The organism is Arthrobacter humicola, assembly GCF_022803015.1.
GTDB lineage: Bacteria > Actinomycetota > Actinomycetes > Actinomycetales > Micrococcaceae > Arthrobacter > Arthrobacter humicola_A.
In genome coordinates this window covers 163,127-177,403 of sequence record NZ_JAFKON010000006.1, presented here as the reverse complement: position 1 = coordinate 177,403, position 14,277 = coordinate 163,127, and the positions used below count along the sequence as shown (strand labels likewise).

20 protein-coding genes are annotated in these 14,277 nt (G+C 63.4%); 18 read left to right on the top strand and 2 right to left on the bottom strand.

The window, feature by feature from the left end:
• The first annotated feature begins 55 nt into the window (after positions 1–55).
• The 17 genes from rpsH (at position 56) to truA (ending at position 11,380) form a co-directional block, all read left to right on the top strand.
• Positions 56–454, top strand: coding sequence for a 30S ribosomal protein S8 (gene rpsH / locus ARTB_RS13620; protein ID WP_018773673.1), 399 nt, complete (start codon positions 56–58; stop codon positions 452–454).
• 18 nt (positions 455–472) lie between these two features.
• Positions 473–1,009: a 50S ribosomal protein L6 gene (rplF, locus tag ARTB_RS13615; RefSeq protein WP_011692797.1), complete on the top strand. Its 537-nt coding sequence runs from the start codon at positions 473–475 to the stop codon at positions 1,007–1,009.
• Between the two features lie 2 nt (positions 1,010–1,011).
• Positions 1,012–1,395 (top strand): 50S ribosomal protein L18, encoded by a 384-nt coding sequence (rplR, locus tag ARTB_RS13610; protein ID WP_018773674.1) that lies wholly within the window; start codon positions 1,012–1,014, stop codon positions 1,393–1,395.
• A 26-nt stretch (positions 1,396–1,421) separates the two neighbouring features.
• Positions 1,422–2,102: a 30S ribosomal protein S5 gene (rpsE, locus tag ARTB_RS13605; RefSeq protein ID WP_173403037.1), complete on the top strand. Its 681-nt coding sequence runs from the start codon at positions 1,422–1,424 to the stop codon at positions 2,100–2,102.
• Between the two features lie 3 nt (positions 2,103–2,105).
• Positions 2,106–2,312: a 50S ribosomal protein L30 gene (gene rpmD / locus ARTB_RS13600; protein ID WP_018773676.1), complete on the top strand. Its 207-nt coding sequence runs from the start codon at positions 2,106–2,108 to the stop codon at positions 2,310–2,312.
• The gene (gene rplO / locus ARTB_RS13595; protein WP_018773677.1) at positions 2,313–2,804 is read left to right on the top strand and encodes a 50S ribosomal protein L15; all 492 of its coding nucleotides are present in this window, start codon (positions 2,313–2,315) and stop codon (positions 2,802–2,804) included.
• Positions 2,805–2,991: 187 nt separating this feature from the next.
• The gene (gene secY, locus ARTB_RS13590) at positions 2,992–4,302 is read left to right on the top strand and encodes a preprotein translocase subunit SecY (RefSeq protein WP_026266474.1); all 1,311 of its coding nucleotides are present in this window, start codon (positions 2,992–2,994) and stop codon (positions 4,300–4,302) included.
• 5 nt (positions 4,303–4,307) lie between these two features.
• Entirely contained in the window at positions 4,308–4,877 is a 570-nt protein-coding gene (locus ARTB_RS13585; RefSeq protein ID WP_173403039.1) for an adenylate kinase, read from the top strand.
• A 246-nt stretch (positions 4,878–5,123) separates the two neighbouring features.
• A complete protein-coding gene (map, locus tag ARTB_RS13580) occupies positions 5,124–5,951 on the top strand; it encodes a type I methionyl aminopeptidase (RefSeq protein WP_243181086.1) in 828 nt (275 codons plus the stop codon).
• A 119-nt stretch (positions 5,952–6,070) separates the two neighbouring features.
• Entirely contained in the window at positions 6,071–7,021 is a 951-nt protein-coding gene (locus ARTB_RS13575; protein ID WP_243181085.1) for a P1 family peptidase, read from the top strand.
• A gap of 188 nt (positions 7,022–7,209) precedes the next feature.
• The gene (gene infA / locus ARTB_RS13570) at positions 7,210–7,431 is read left to right on the top strand and encodes a translation initiation factor IF-1 (RefSeq protein ID WP_009358723.1); all 222 of its coding nucleotides are present in this window, start codon (positions 7,210–7,212) and stop codon (positions 7,429–7,431) included.
• Positions 7,432–7,500: 69 nt separating this feature from the next.
• A complete protein-coding gene (gene rpmJ, locus ARTB_RS13565) occupies positions 7,501–7,614 on the top strand; it encodes a 50S ribosomal protein L36 (protein ID WP_009358722.1) in 114 nt (37 codons plus the stop codon).
• 174 nt (positions 7,615–7,788) lie between these two features.
• Entirely contained in the window at positions 7,789–8,163 is a 375-nt protein-coding gene (rpsM, locus tag ARTB_RS13560; RefSeq protein WP_028275004.1) for a 30S ribosomal protein S13, read from the top strand.
• A gap of 100 nt (positions 8,164–8,263) precedes the next feature.
• Positions 8,264–8,665 (top strand): 30S ribosomal protein S11, encoded by a 402-nt coding sequence (rpsK, locus tag ARTB_RS13555; RefSeq protein ID WP_018773682.1) that lies wholly within the window; start codon positions 8,264–8,266, stop codon positions 8,663–8,665.
• Between the two features lie 133 nt (positions 8,666–8,798).
• On the top strand, positions 8,799–9,809 hold the full coding sequence (locus ARTB_RS13550) for a DNA-directed RNA polymerase subunit alpha (RefSeq protein WP_018773683.1): 1,011 nt from the start codon (positions 8,799–8,801) through the stop codon (positions 9,807–9,809).
• A gap of 76 nt (positions 9,810–9,885) precedes the next feature.
• Positions 9,886–10,458, top strand: coding sequence for a 50S ribosomal protein L17 (gene rplQ, locus ARTB_RS13545; protein WP_028275005.1), 573 nt, complete (start codon positions 9,886–9,888; stop codon positions 10,456–10,458).
• A 31-nt stretch (positions 10,459–10,489) separates the two neighbouring features.
• A complete protein-coding gene (gene truA / locus ARTB_RS13540; protein ID WP_243181084.1) occupies positions 10,490–11,380 on the top strand; it encodes a tRNA pseudouridine(38-40) synthase TruA in 891 nt (296 codons plus the stop codon).
• Between the two features lie 19 nt (positions 11,381–11,399).
• Here truA and ARTB_RS13535 read toward each other — a convergent pair whose 3' ends face one another.
• Positions 11,400–12,467: a sensor histidine kinase gene (locus ARTB_RS13535; RefSeq protein WP_243181083.1), complete on the bottom strand. Its 1,068-nt coding sequence runs from the start codon at positions 12,465–12,467 to the stop codon at positions 11,400–11,402.
• A 464-nt stretch (positions 12,468–12,931) separates the two neighbouring features.
• On the opposite strand from ARTB_RS13535, the gene ARTB_RS13530 reads away from it, so the two are divergent.
• Entirely contained in the window at positions 12,932–13,702 is a 771-nt protein-coding gene (locus ARTB_RS13530; protein WP_243181082.1) for a response regulator transcription factor, read from the top strand.
• Here ARTB_RS13530 and ARTB_RS13525 read toward each other — a convergent pair.
• Positions 13,699–14,160, bottom strand: coding sequence for an Hpt domain-containing protein (locus ARTB_RS13525; protein ID WP_243181081.1), 462 nt, complete (start codon positions 14,158–14,160; stop codon positions 13,699–13,701). The genes ARTB_RS13530 and ARTB_RS13525 overlap by 4 nt on opposite strands.
• Positions 14,161–14,277 lie beyond the last annotated feature (117 nt).

Genomic DNA, 14,277 nt, shown 5'->3' with positions numbered 1-14,277 from the left:
CTGTTCGGGACAAACAGCACGGCGGAAACCGTTATGAGGAAGGGCAAGAGCCCACATGACAATGACAGATCCCGTCGCAGACATGCTTACGCGTCTGCGCAACGCTAACTCGGCATACCACGATTCCGTGACCATGCCGTACAGCAAGCTCAAGGCACGCGTTGCCGACATCCTGAAGGCTGAAGGTTACATCGCCTCCTGGAAAGAAGAAGACGCTGAGGTTGGCAAGAAGCTGACCCTCGAGCTCAAGTTCGGTCCGAACCGCGAGCGTTCAATCGCTGGCGTTCGTCGTATTTCCAAGCCGGGACTGCGCGTTTACGCAAAGTCCACCAACCTGCCGCACGTGCTCGGTGGCCTGGGTGTCGCAATCCTGTCCACCTCTTCCGGCCTCTTGACTGACAAGCAGGCCGGCAAGAAGGGCGTGGGCGGCGAAGTCCTCGCTTACGTCTGGTAACGGGAAAGGAAGAGAATAATGTCACGTATTGGACGTCTCCCCATCACCGTTCCTGCCGGCGTTGAGGTCAAGGTTGACGGCTCTGTCGTCAGCGTCAAGGGTTCCAAAGGCGAGCTGAGCCACACTGTGGCCAGCCCGATCGAGGTTTCCCTGGAAGATGGCACCCTGACTGTCGCCCGCCCGAACGACGAGCGCGCCTCACGTTCGCTGCACGGCCTGACCCGCACCCTGATCGCCAACATGATCCAGGGTGTCACCGCAGGCTACGAGAAGAAGCTTGAGATTGTCGGTACCGGTTACCGCGTCCAGGCCAAGGGTTCTGACCTGGAGTTCGCTCTGGGCTACAGCCACCCGGTCAACGTCTCGGCACCGAACGGCATCACCTTTGCAGTTGAGACCCCGACCAAGCTCTCTGTTTCAGGTATCTCCAAGCAGCAGGTCGGCGAGGTTGCTGCCAACATTCGCAAGCTGCGGAAGCCGGACCCCTACAAGGGCAAGGGCATCCGTTACGCAGGCGAAGTCATCCGCCGCAAGGTCGGAAAGGCTGGTAAGTAACCATGGCGATCGCAATTAACAAGAAGCGTACGAACAAGAGCAAGTCTGCCCAGCGCAGCCGCCGCCAGCTTCGTATCCGCAAGCGCATCTCCGGTACGGCTGTACGCCCGCGTCTGGTCGTCAACCGCTCCGCACGTCACGTATTCGTCCAGGTTGTCGATGACACCAAGGGCCTGACCGTGGCAAGCGCCTCCACACTGGAAGCCGACCTTCGTGCATTCGACGGTGACAAGACCGCCAAGGCCAAGCGCGTTGGCGAACTGGTCGCCGAGCGTGCCAAGGCTGCCGGTATCGAAGCAGTTGTCTTCGACCGCGGTGGTAACAAGTACCACGGCCGGATCGCCGCCGTCGCTGACGGCGCACGTGAAGGTGGGCTGGCACTGTGACCGAAAATAACGAAAAGGACATTCAGGTGACTGAAGCTGTAGCTGCTCCGGCAACTGAGACCGCTGCGCCTGCTACCACTGACGACCGCCGTGGTGGCGCTCGTCGTGGCGAGCGTGGCGACCGCGGCCAGGGCCGTGGCGACCGTGGCGGCCGTGGTGGCCGTGACGGCGGCCGCGAGGCCGAGAAGAGCCAGTTCGTAGAGCGCGTCGTAACCATCAACCGCGTTTCCAAGGTCGTCAAGGGTGGTCGTCGCTTCAGCTTCACCGCCCTCGTCGTCGTCGGTGACGGCAACGGCATGGTCGGCGTCGGCTACGGCAAGGCAAAGGAAGTTCCTGCCGCTATCGCGAAGGGCGTTGAAGAGGCCAAGAAGTCCTTCTTCCGCGTTCCCCGCATCGGCAGCACCATCCCGCACCGCGTTCAGGGTGAGGCCGCCGCAGGCGTCGTCATGCTGCGCCCGGCTTCCGCCGGTACCGGTGTTATCGCCGGTGGCCCGGTCCGTGCAGTACTGGAGTGCGTGGGCATCCACGACATCCTCTCCAAGTCGCTCGGTTCTTCCAACGCCATCAACATCGTTCACGCGACCGTTGACGCGCTGAAGCGCCTCGAAGAGCCGGCAGCAGTGGCAGCACGCCGCGGCCTCCCGCTCGACGAGATCGCCCCGCCGGCAATGGTCAAGGCTCTCCTGAACCAGAAGGCAGGTGTCTGAGTCATGGCTAAGAACGTGCTTGTCTCCGACGCAAAGTTGGAGATCACTCAGATCAAGTCCGCCATTGGCGGCAAGCAGAACCAGCGCGACACCCTGCGGTCCCTCGGCCTGAAGCGGATCGGACACACCGTTGTCCGCACCGCCGACGCCGTGACCGTCGGGATGCTCAACACGGTTCCGCACCTGGTAAAGGTAGAGGAGGCGAAGTAAATGGCAGAGAAGAACACCGCCGAAAAGGCACAGGGCGCCGCTGAGAAGCAGAACGCACTGAAGGTTCACCACCTGCGTCCCGCCCCGGGTGCCAAGACCGCCAAGACCCGTGTTGGTCGTGGTGAAGGTTCCAAGGGTAAGACCGCTGGTCGCGGTACCAAGGGTACGAAGGCCCGCTACCAGATCAAGGCTGGCTTTGCCGGCGGCCAGCTGCCGCTGCACATGCGCCTGCCGAAGCTGCGCGGCTTCAAGAACCCGTTCCGGGTTGAGTACCAGGTTGTAAACCTGGACAAGCTCAACGAGCTGTTCCCGGAAGGTGGCGCTGTCACCGTGGAGAACCTGGTCGAAAAGGGTGCCGTTCGCAAGAACCAGCCCGTCAAGGTGCTGGGCACCGGCGACATCACCGTCAAGGTTGACGTCACCGTCCACGCATTCTCGGCCAGCGCTGCTGACAAGATTGCTGCAGCAGGCGGAAGCACCACCGCCCTCTAACGAGGCGGCGGGGCAGTTGCCCGTTGTTGAAACTCCCGGTACCAGGGGCTCAGGCCCCCGGTGCCGGGAGTTTTTTTCATTTTCCGGGCCCCGCCGATTGTTCGCGGGGCGCATCCACCCGTTAGACTCGGTTGTTGGGTTTATTTGACCTGTCTCACACGACTTTACTTATTACTCAGGAGGACGCTTGCTTAGCGCATTTGGCCGGGCCTTTCGCACGCCTGATCTGCGACGCAAGTTGTTGTTCACGCTGGGAATCATCACAATCTTCCGCTTGGGTGCCTTCATCCCCTCGCCTGGTGTGAGCTACCAGAATGTCCAGCAATGCTTGCAGAACGGTCAGACCTCGGGCGGGATCTACCAGCTCGTCAACCTGTTCAGCGGCGGTGCATTGCTGCAGGTGTCCATCTTTGCCCTCGGCATCATGCCGTACATCACCGCCAGCATCATCGTCCAGCTGCTCCGGGTGGTCATTCCCCGCTTCCAGCAGCTGTACGAGGAGGGCGCGTCAGGGCAGTCGAAACTGACCCAGTACACCCGTTACCTCACGATCGCACTCGGCCTGCTCAATGCCACGACACTGGTGTCGCTGGCACGCTCCGGCCAGCTGCTGCCTAACTGCCAGCTGCCCATCATCCCGGACAGCTCGATCGTCACCACGGTCCTGATCATCATCACGCTCACGGCCGGCACCGGCCTGATCATGTGGATGGGCGAGCTCGTGACGGAAAAAGGCGTCGGCAACGGCATGTCCCTGCTGATCTTCACGTCCATCGCCGCAGGCTTCCCCGGCTCGCTCGGTGCGATCTGGAAGGCCCAGGGTCCCGGAACCTTCTTCCTGGTCCTGATCATCGGCCTGCTCACCGTGGCGCTTGTGGTCTTCGTGGAGCAGTCCCAGCGCCGGATCCCGGTGCAGTACGCCAAGCGGATGATCGGCCGCCGCACGGTCGGCGGAACCAGCACCTACATCCCCATCAAGGTGAACATGGCCGGCGTCGTGCCCGTCATCTTCGCCTCGTCCATGCTCTACCTGCCGGGGCTGATCTCACAGTTCAACCAGCCCAAGGCCGGCGAGCCGGTACAGCCCTGGGTTGAGTGGATCAACAACAACCTCACCAAGGGCGATCACCCGATCTATATGGCACTGTATTTCGCCATGATTGTGTTTTTCACCTACTTCTATGTTGCGATTACTTTCAACCCCGAAGAGGTCTCGGACAACATGAAGAAGTACGGCGGCTTCATTCCGGGCATCCGCGCCGGCAAGCCGACCGCGGACTATCTTCAGTACGTCCTATCCCGGATCACCCTGCCCGGCGCCTTCTACCTCGGCTTCGTGGCATTGATCCCGCTGGTTGCACTGGTCCTGATCAACGCGAACCAGAACTTCCCGTTCGGCGGCACCTCGATCCTGATCATGGTGGGCGTCGGTCTGGAGACCGTGAAGCAGATTGATGCGCAACTACAGCAACGTCACTACGAAGGGCTTTTGCGATGACGAGAATGTTGATTATCGGACCTCCCGGGTCCGGCAAGGGAACGCAGGCGGAACGCATTTCGGAACGCCTCGGCGTCGTTGCGATCTCCACCGGAGACATCTTCCGCGCCAACGTCAAGGGTGAGACTCCGCTCGGTGTCGAAGCCAAGAAGTACATGGACGCCGGCGACTTCGTCCCGGACAGCGTCACCAACAAGATGGTGCGCGACCGCCTCAATGAGGACGACGTCGAGGCAGGCTTCCTGCTCGACGGGTACCCGCGCACCACCGCGCAGGTGGACTACCTCGAGGACATCCTCGCCGGCGCTGACCAGAAGCTCGACGTCGTGCTCCAGCTCACCGCTGACGACGAGGAGCTGGTTACCCGCCTCCTGGGCCGTGCCAAGGAAACCGGCCGCAGCGACGACAACGAAGGCGTTATCCGTCACCGGCTGGACCTGTACCACGAGCAGACCGAACCTGTGGTGGCCAAGTATGCCGAACGCGGCATCCTGACCCAGGTGGACGGCATCGGTGCCATCGACGAAGTCACCGAGCGCGTCATGGAAGCGATCAAGTCGGCCCAGGCCGCCTGATCCTCACCGGCTGATCCACGCATGCTCAATGCGGCTGACGCAGAACAGAGACGCAGTGCAGAAGGGCGCGTTCCGTACCATCGGGTACGGGACGCGCCCTTCGGCGTTGGGTGGCCCCGCAGCGGGCCCGTTCCGAACCGTTGAACCGGTACGGGAGAATAGAGCTTGAAGACTTGGGTTGATGACCCATGGTGGAGGCCCGGGATCCAGCCCGCCCGGACCGCGAGAGAAGATTTTGAGGTAGCGATGGCATTCGGCCAGGCACGCATTGAATACAAGACCAACGCCCAGATGCGCACGATGCACGAGGCCGGACTGGTCCTGAGCCGGGCACTGGATGCAGCGGTGGCCGCCGCGGCCCCCGGCGTCACCACGGCCCGGCTGGACGAGGTTTTCGCCGCTGTGCTCCAGGACGCCGGCGCCAAGTCCAACTTCCTCGGCTACCACGGGTTCCCGGCCACGATCTGCACCTCGGTGAACGAAGAGGTGGTGCACGGCATCCCCGGCGGCCGGGTCCTGGCGGACGGCGACATCATCTCGATCGACGGCGGCGCGATCGTGGACGGCTGGCACTCCGATTCGGCGCGGACTGTGGTTGTCGGCACCGCCGATCCCGAAGACGTACGCCTCTCCGAGGTTACCGAGGAGGCCATGTGGCGTGGCATCGCAGCCCTGGCCACCGGGAAATTCGTGGGCGATATCGGCAACGCCGTGGACGACTACGTCTCCTCCGTGCCGGGCAAACCGCTGGGCATCCTGGAGGACTATGTAGGGCACGGAATCGGCTCCGAGATGCACATGGCTCCGGACGTGCTGAACTACCGCACCGGCCACCGCGGGCCGAAGATCCGCCCGGGGCTGTGCCTCGCAATCGAGCCCATGCTGGTCCGGGGCAGCATCGAGACCGCAATCCTGGACGACGACTGGACCGTCGTCACCACGGATGGCAAGCGCTCCTGCCAGTGGGAGCACTCGGTCGCTGTGCACGAGAAGGGGATCTGGGTCCTCTCGGCACCTGACGGGGGAGCGGCGAAACTGGCGCCGCTCGGCGTCGTGCCCGTCCCGATTCCCTAGGCCCGAACTACACGGCGACTCGCGGGTTTTCTGGCGACGCGCAAAATCCCTGGCGACGGAAGACCCATAGCGCCAGGGATTTTGCGTGTCGCGGGTCAGCGGGGGCGCACAATGGAGCCATGGGAGCAACGGGAGCCATCACAGACGTGGCCGGGATCCGGGTGGGGCATGTCCAAAAGTCCGGCGACGGCTGGCTGAGCGGAGTGACTGTGGTTCTCCCGCCGCCGGGCACCGTCGGCTCGGTCGACGTCCGGGGCGGCGGGCCCGCGACGCACGAGACGGACTCACTGGATCCCACTACGCTGTCCCAGACCGTGGACGCCGTGGTCCTGACCGGGGGCAGCGCCTTTGGCCTTGCAGCCGCGGGCGGCGCCATGCGCTGGTGCGAGGAGAACGGCCGAGGCTTCACGGTCCCCGGCGGGCTTGTTCCGATCGTGCCGGCGGCCGCGATTTTCGACCTGGGCCGCGGCGGCGATTTCTCCGCCCGCCCCGGAGAGGCGATGGGCTACGCGGCGACGGCCGCCGCCGCCGGGCAGCCGGAAGGGCACGACGTCGAACGCGGCAACGTCGGCGCCGGCACAGGAGCGGCAATCGGCAGGGGCACCTACAAGGGGGGAGTGGGCACAGCCTCCCTCACCCTAAACAACATCTCCAAAGACGGGCCGGTGGTGGTAGGAGCCATAGCGGTAGTCAACGCGCTGGGGTTACCTTTTGGGGCGAAAGCCGCGCAGGTCCCCGAGCCGGCGCCGCCGCTCAACACCACACTTGTCGTCGTCGCCACGGATGCCGTCCTGGACAAGGCGGACTGCAAACGCACCGCCTCCGCGGCCCATGCCGGACTGGCCAGGGCTTTGAATCCAAGCCACACCCTCGCCGACGGCGATACCGTGTTCGCGCTGGCGACGGGCGCCGTCGCGCTTGACCGCAGCACCCCGGCAGCCCGGCAGATCAGCCTCATTACCCTGCAGAGCGCGGCCGCCGACGTCGTCCGGCTGGCCATCCTCGACGGGATCTCGCGGGCGGAGGCAGTGACGACGGCGGCCGGGACGCTAGGTGCGTACGGACGCTGAGTGCGCTACGATGGGCGGATTTAACTTCGGATTTAACAATCGGGCCGCGATGGCGTAGTGTTGTCTGTTGGTTGTCTGCCCCGTTGTGCCCTTTTGGGGTCGGGTGGCACCAACCAATCAATCAAAAACGTCCGCGGTCATGACCGGTGCAAACCGGGAGGCTGCGGCAACAACAGTTAGCGGAGGGTATGGCCAAGAAGGACGGGGTCATTGAGATCGAGGGCGTTGTGACCGAGGCGCTGCCCAACGCGATGTTTCGCGTTGAGCTCACCAACAAGCACATCGTTCTGGCACACATCTCTGGAAAGATGCGCCAGCACTACATCAGGATCCTCCCCGAGGACCGCGTAGTGGTGGAGCTGAGCCCTTACGACCTGACACGTGGTCGTATCGTCTACCGCTACAAGTAAACACTGGGCGGCCAGGGCGACAGCCGAGGGCCGGTCCAGCTGACCAACTGCAACACGCAAAGGAACGCCATGAAGGTCAAGCCGAGCGTCAAGCAGATCTGCGAAAAGTGCAAAGTGATCCGCCGTAATGGCCGGGTCATGGTGATCTGCGAGAACCCGCGCCACAAGCAGCGCCAGGGCTAATTTCCTTCACAGGAAATCCTGGGTTGCTAACCCACGCAAGTAAATAAAGGCAGCACAAGCTGAACTGGGACGTATTGAGCCCGGACAGCTAACCCCCGGTCGGAGGCTGGGGCCGCACTGTAAGTGCGGGTGTACTGCCTACGACCTCCGGTTTATACAAGGAGTACTGCCAATATGGCTCGTCTCGCTGGCGTAGACATTCCCCGCGAAAAGCGGTTGGAAATTGCGCTTACTTACATCTACGGCGTGGGCAAGACCCGTGCACACGAAACCCTGGCTGCTACCGGCATCAGTGCAGACGTTCGGGTCAAGGACCTGACCGACGCACAGCTGGTTGAGCTGCGTGACTACATTGAAGGCAACTACAAGGTTGAGGGTGACCTTCGCCGCGAAGTGGCCGCTGATATCCGCCGCAAGGTTGAAATCGGCAGCTACGAAGGTATTCGCCACCGCAAGGGCCTGCCAGTGCGTGGACAGCGTACGAAGACGAACGCGCGTACCCGCAAGGGTCCGAAGCGCACCGTCGCAGGCAAGAAGAAGGCCCGCTAAACCCCAGTTGCCCCCTAGGATCGCTTACGCGATTTCTGGGAACCCGGCAAGTGTGGGCCAAGCGTAGGCTTTCCCCCAATAACTTTCTGTAGGAGAAAAAATGCCCCCGAAGACTCGTGGCGCGGTTCGCAAGCCGCGTAAGAAGGACAAGAAGAATATCGCGCTGGGCCAGGCGCACATCAAGAGCACCTTTAACAACACCATCGTGTCCATCACGGACCCGAACGGTGCTGTCATCTCCTGGGCTTCGTCCGGTGAGGTTGGCTTCAAGGGCTCGCGTAAGTCCACCCCGTTCGCTGCCCAGATGGCCGCCGAAGCCGCCGCAAAGCGTGCACAGGAGCACGGCATGCGCAAGGTTGACGTGTTCGTCAAGGGACCGGGTTCCGGACGCGAAACCGCCATCCGCTCGCTGCAGGCCGCTGGCCTCGAGGTTGGCTCCATCCAGGACGTCACCCCCAGCGCCCACAACGGCTGCCGTCCGCCGAAGCGCCGCCGCGTCTAAGGCTTTCCAGCGCCCAGGAGCTTGCCCGGACCCTCACCGGTCCGGGCAGGCCCGGCCGCGTTAAGTCTTCAGACCGATCTTTCCACCACCTGTGTTGCGTCATATAGCGGATGCTCGCCGAAAGGAAACCTAAGTGCTCATTGCACAGCGCCCCACCCTCTCCGAAGAGGTCGTCTCCGAAAACCGCTCACGGTTCATCATCGAACCGCTGGAGCCGGGCTTTGGTTACACCCTCGGAAACTCCCTCCGCCGTACCCTGCTCTCCTCCATCCCCGGTGCCTCTGTAACGAGCATCCGGATCGATGGCGTGCTGCACGAGTTCACCACGGTTCCGGGTGTCAAGGAAGATGTCACTGAGATCATCCTGAACATCAAGAACCTGTCGGTTTCCTCCGAGCACGACGAGCCGGTTGTTGCTTACCTGCGCAAGCAGGGACCGGGAGTCGTCACCGCCGCGGACATCGCTCCGCCGGCCGGCGTCGAATTCCACAACCCGGATCTGCACATTGCCACGCTGAACTCGAAGGGCAAGTTCGAACTCGAACTGACCATCGAGCGCGGTCGCGGCTACGTTTCGGCAGCTCAGAACAAGTCCGGCGACTCCGAGATCGGCCGCATCCCGGTCGACTCGATCTACTCGCCGGTCCTGAAGGTTACTTTCCGCGTGGAAGCTACCCGTGTTGAGCAGCGCACTGACTTCGACAAGCTCATTGTCGACGTCGAGACCAAGCAGGCAATCGCCCCGCGCGACGCCGTTGCTTCGGCAGGTACCACCCTGGTGGAACTGTTCGGTCTGGCCCGCGAGCTGAACACCGCAGCTGAAGGTATCGAGATCGGTCCGTCGCCGACGGACGCTGCCCTGGCAGCCGACATGGCACTGCCGATCGAGGATCTGGACCTGACGGTCCGTTCCTACAACTGCCTCAAGCGTGAGGGCATCCACACCGTGGGTGAACTCGTTGCCCGCTCCGAGGCTGACCTCATGGACATCCGCAACTTCGGCGCGAAGTCCATCGATGAGGTCAAGGCCAAGCTGGTCGAACTGGGCCTGTCCCTCAAGGACTCCCCTCCCGGTTTCGATCTCGCAGCACGTGCCGCAGCCATCGAAGAGGACGACGCCGCGTTCAGCGACGACGAGCTCTAACCAACAGATCTTGGCCGGCTGGCTGGATGCACCCTGGTGTGCGCAGCCCAACGGCTTCCAATGAGGAGAAACTATAATGCCTACCCCCGCTAAGGGTCCGCGCCTCGGAGGCGGAGCGGCTCACGAGCGTCTTATGCTCGCGAACCTGTCCGCCGCACTTTTCGAGCACAAGCGGATCACCACCACGGTGACCAAGGCCAAGCGCCTGAAGCCGTACGCCGAGCGCCTGGTGACTTTCGCCAAGCGTGGCGACCTCGCGTCCCGCCGTCGTGTACTCGGCCTGATCAGCAACAAGGGCGTCGTCCACGAGCTGTTCACCGACATTGCACAGGCAGTGGAAAACCGCGATGGCGGCTACACCCGCATCACCAAGATCGGCAACCGCAAGGGCGACAACGCTCCCATGGCTGTCATCGAACTGGTTCTCGAGCCGGTTTCGGCAAAGCAGGCCGTGGTAGCAGAGGCTACCTCTGCTGCCAAGCGCGACGCCGACAAGAAGGACGCCGAAAAGGCCGAAGCAGCTCCGGTTGCCGAGACCGAAGAGGCTGCTGAGACCGAAGAGGCTCCGGTCGCTGAGACCGAAGCCGCTACCGAAGAGGCTCCGGCCGCTGAGGAAGCAGCCGCTGAGTCCGAGAAGGACGCGAAGTAATTCGCTAAGTCTTTCTTATAGACTTAAGTCTATGAACGAGCTCAAACCCGCTGCCCCCGTCTTGGGGGGCGGCGGGTTTTTGCGTATCCGGCTGGATGTGGCGTACGACGGCGGCCCGTTCAGCGGGTGGGCCGTGCAGCCGGGACTGCGCACCGTCCAGGGCGTCCTGGAGGAGGCCCTCGCGCTGCTGATCCGCCGCCCCGTCCGGGTCACGGTTGCCGGGCGCACCGACGCCGGGGTGCACGCCCGCGGCCAGGTAGTCCACCTGGACCTCAGCGAGGCGGAGTGGCTGGGCCTGAACCGGGGCGCCGAACTGGATCCCGCCGTCGCCCTTCTCCGCCGCATCCGCGGTGCCTTGAGCCGTGGCCTGGGCGACCTCAGCGGCGCCATCGAGGTGCACCGGGTGAGCGTGGCACCCGTTGGCTTCGATGCCCGGTTCTCCGCCCTCTGGCGCCGCTATTCCTACCGGATCGCGGACGGCCCCGCGCTGTGGGACCCGCTGGGACGCGCCTCGACCCTGTGGCACAAGGTGCCGCTGGACGTCGGTCTCCTCAACGAGGGCGCCGCGCCGCTGCTGGGCCTGCAGGACTTCCGCTCGTACTGCAAGCCCCGCGAGGGGGCCACGACCATCCGTGAACTGCAGCGCTTTGAATTCGCGCGCGGCACGGACGGGGTCATTGTCGTCACCGTTCAGGCTGACGCGTTCTGCCACAACATGGTCCGCTCCCTGGTGGGCTCGGCGTTGTACGTGGGGGAGGGCGAAGAGGCCCCGGAATGGCTCTACGAGCGGCTCCTCGCCCGGCAGCGCGACGCCCGCTCCGTGCTCGCAGCCCCGCACCCGCTGGTCCTCGAGGAAGTGGCCTACCCGACAGAGAGCGGCATGCTGGCCCGGGCCGAACTGACGCGGGCACTGCGGGCCTAAATCCAGACCTGGAACGCGGCTATGGGAACGCCGGCTGGGAGTAAGCCGGCGCGGTGCCTTTCGCAGGGAGCTCCAGCGTGAAGGTGCTTCCGGATCCGAGGAGGGTGTTGCAAGAGATGGAGCCGCCATGGCGCTCCACGATCGCCTTCGTGATCGACAACCCGAGCCCGGCCCCGGGGATGGAACCGTCCCGCACCGCAGGGCTTCGGAAGAACCGTGTGAAGACTCGTTCGGCGTCGGTGGCTGTCATCCCCAATCCGTCATCTTCCACGTGCAGCAGCACCCGGTCTCCCTCGGTGCTGGCGGAGACGCGCACATTGCCGCCATTGGGGGAATATTTGATGGCGTTGGAAATGAGGTTATCCAGCGCCTGGCTGATCCGGAGCGGGTCTACGTGCGCCCATAGCGGCGCCGGCACCTCCATCGAGAGCGTGACCTGGGAAGCCTGGGCGTGTGCGTGAGCCGAACCCAGGCTCGCCTCCACGAGGCTCGCCAGGTCGGTCCGCAGGGGATGGACATGGACAGCCGAGTTGGCGGACATCAGCAGATCCGAGACAAGGGCGAGGAGTCGTTCGGCGTTTCGTTGCGCAACTTCGAGGCGGCGGAGGGCCTGAGCGGACAAATGTTCCGAGTCGCTGAGGGCTAGATCCAAATTGCCGATAATCGATGTCAAGGGGGTCCGGAACTCGTGGGAGACGGTGGAAAGCACGTCGTCCTTGGCCGCCAGGGCATCGATCAGGCCGGACACTTCGTCATTGAGCAGTCGTTCGCGTTCGCAGCCGGCGTGGAGTTGGGTTGTCAGGCGCCCAGTCAACTGTTGCCGAGTAACCCGCAGAGCAATGGCCACTGCCAATGTGATGAATGGCAGGAGAACGGCGGCCGCGATTCGGTCCGGGGTTGAGCCGCCGTTGAGCAACCACGGCAGGCCGGTCAGCAGGGGCCCGAAGAAGCTGATCGAGAGGATCGCCGGACCGGACAAACGGGAGGCCGTGACCCAGAGGACCGGAAGGACGGCCAAGATGCCGAGATCGGGCAGGCCTTCGACGCTGCCACTGCGGACGAGGCAGATCGCGGCTAAGTCGAGCACAGGGATTGCGAGCGGAGCATAGGGCCCGAACCGCTGCCAAGGCACCAGAAGGCAGGCCATGAGGAGGGCCAGAAGGAGCGCAAAGGCAGCCCGGCACACGCCACTCTCGAAGAGGCCGGGCCAGCCACCGGGCGCTGCAAGCGCCACAGCCGTCATCGCCAGTGTGAGCGGAAGCTGGCATAGGGCCACCTGCACACGCCGCGGGAATCCCGCAAAGTAACCTGCCGGGTTCCGGACCAGTTGCTGTTCACTCAATGAAGCCGCGCCCCTTCCTCGCTACTCCAATTTAACAGCATTCGTCACGTTAACTTGACAAGTTACGAAAATATATTGCCGCGACTGTGCCTAAACGTTCATTGGCGCTATAGCGTGGGTATTCTAGCAATGCTGGCGAATCATCATTGCACAGCAGTACCGACGCGGCCGCTATGGGGGTAGGTGTCGCATCAGATGTGAGGGGGACCATGACTGACTTGGGAGTCGCCGTAGTTGTGGAGGACGACGACGATGTGCGTCATCTCGTGGAAGCGGTATTGAGCCAGGCGGGATTTGACGTCCACGGCGCAGCGAGCGGTCGCGAGGGGGTCGAGGTCGTGCGGAATCAGAAGGCCAACGTTGTCACCTTGGACGTTGGCCTCAACGATATTGACGGCTTTGAAGTCCTACGCCGAATTCGACAGTTCAGCGATGCCTACGTCGTCATGCTGACGGCGAGGACGGACGAGTTGGACACGCTGACCGCGCTGCATACCGGTGCCGATGATTTCATGACCAAACCGTTCCGGCCGCGCGAGCTCCGAGCCCGGGTGTCTGCGATGATGCGCCGGCCTCGGCAGGACGGCCCTGAGGCCAAGTCCTTGGATCCGGGAACGGCACCGTCAAAGGCCCTTGTCCTGTCCCACGCTTCGGAATTCCGGCACAACGGCCTGGTACTGAACCCGCACACGCGTTCGGTCACTGTTGACGGCATTCCTGTCAGCCTCACGCGTAGTGAGTTCGATCTCCTGCATGCCCTGTTGAAAGGGGCAGGTGCCGTCCGGTCGAAGACTGATCTGGTGCGGGTAGTGCGGGGTCAGCATTACAGCGCGGATGCCTACATCAGTGAATCCGACGAGCGTGCCGTCGAAGTACATATTGGCAACATGCGTCGCAAGCTGGGGGAGGATCCACTGCAACCGCGTTGGCTCCAGACCATCCGCGGCGTTGGGTACCGGCTCACGCCAGCCGTGGACTAGTGATCCCCGAGGTTGTGCCTGAGCTGCAGTTCGTCCACGGTGTCGTTTCCACTCTCCGCGACTTCACGCAGGAGCAACCGCGCCAGGCGGGCGTCGTGGACGCGGATTGCGTCCTCAAGTTCTCTGGCGAGCTCGGCCAGACGGACGCCACCGACCATCGCAGAGGACGTCTTCAGGCTCAGGACGGCGTCCAGTGCTGCGGTCTCGTCACCGCTGTCAAGGGACGTCGCGAGGGACTGATAGCGCTGATCCCACATCCTTGTGTAGTCCCTGGCGAATCCTTTTGCCACGGCCGGGCTGTTCAGCTGTGATCCGAGGTCCTGGAGGGCGGAGGGGTCCACGATCGGGCTTGCAACTTCTTCGGCAGCCGTTTGGGCCGTGCCCGCACCAGGCGGGGAGCTGTCGGCGGAGGAGCCAGTGTTTGCATCGCCGTCGTCTGGCGCACCTAGGAAAGACATGTGCCCACGCTACTTGCTGCGTCGGCACCGTGTTTCCAACTCCGGTGTTTCCTGTGGCAAAATTGTGGCTTTTCGGGTGCATTGCCAGGTTCTGCCCTGCGGTTCGGACTCCTCAGG

Excerpts from the sequence above, each read along its gene's own strand:
- rpsH (WP_018773673.1), top strand. The coding sequence starts at position 56 with ATGACAATGACAGATCCCGTCGCAGACATGCTTACGCGTCTGCGCAAC.
- rplF (WP_011692797.1), top strand. The coding sequence starts at position 473 with ATGTCACGTATTGGACGTCTCCCCATCACCGTTCCTGCCGGCGTTGAG.
- rplR (WP_018773674.1), top strand. The coding sequence starts at position 1,012 with ATGGCGATCGCAATTAACAAGAAGCGTACGAACAAGAGCAAGTCTGCC.
- rpmD (WP_018773676.1), top strand. The coding sequence starts at position 2,106 with ATGGCTAAGAACGTGCTTGTCTCCGACGCAAAGTTGGAGATCACTCAG.
- rplO (WP_018773677.1), top strand. The coding sequence starts at position 2,313 with ATGGCAGAGAAGAACACCGCCGAAAAGGCACAGGGCGCCGCTGAGAAG.
- ARTB_RS13585 (WP_173403039.1), top strand. The coding sequence starts at position 4,308 with ATGTTGATTATCGGACCTCCCGGGTCCGGCAAGGGAACGCAGGCGGAA.
- map (WP_243181086.1), top strand. The coding sequence starts at position 5,124 with ATGGCATTCGGCCAGGCACGCATTGAATACAAGACCAACGCCCAGATG.
- ARTB_RS13575 (WP_243181085.1), top strand. The coding sequence starts at position 6,071 with ATGGGAGCAACGGGAGCCATCACAGACGTGGCCGGGATCCGGGTGGGG.
- infA (WP_009358723.1), top strand. The coding sequence starts at position 7,210 with ATGGCCAAGAAGGACGGGGTCATTGAGATCGAGGGCGTTGTGACCGAG.
- rpmJ (WP_009358722.1), top strand. The coding sequence starts at position 7,501 with ATGAAGGTCAAGCCGAGCGTCAAGCAGATCTGCGAAAAGTGCAAAGTG.
- rpsM (WP_028275004.1), top strand. The coding sequence starts at position 7,789 with ATGGCTCGTCTCGCTGGCGTAGACATTCCCCGCGAAAAGCGGTTGGAA.
- rpsK (WP_018773682.1), top strand. The coding sequence starts at position 8,264 with ATGCCCCCGAAGACTCGTGGCGCGGTTCGCAAGCCGCGTAAGAAGGAC.
- rplQ (WP_028275005.1), top strand. The coding sequence starts at position 9,886 with ATGCCTACCCCCGCTAAGGGTCCGCGCCTCGGAGGCGGAGCGGCTCAC.
- truA (WP_243181084.1), top strand. The coding sequence starts at position 10,490 with ATGAACGAGCTCAAACCCGCTGCCCCCGTCTTGGGGGGCGGCGGGTTT.
- ARTB_RS13530 (WP_243181082.1), top strand. The coding sequence starts at position 12,932 with ATGACTGACTTGGGAGTCGCCGTAGTTGTGGAGGACGACGACGATGTG.
- ARTB_RS13525 (WP_243181081.1), bottom strand. The coding sequence starts at position 14,160 with ATGTCTTTCCTAGGTGCGCCAGACGACGGCGATGCAAACACTGGCTCC.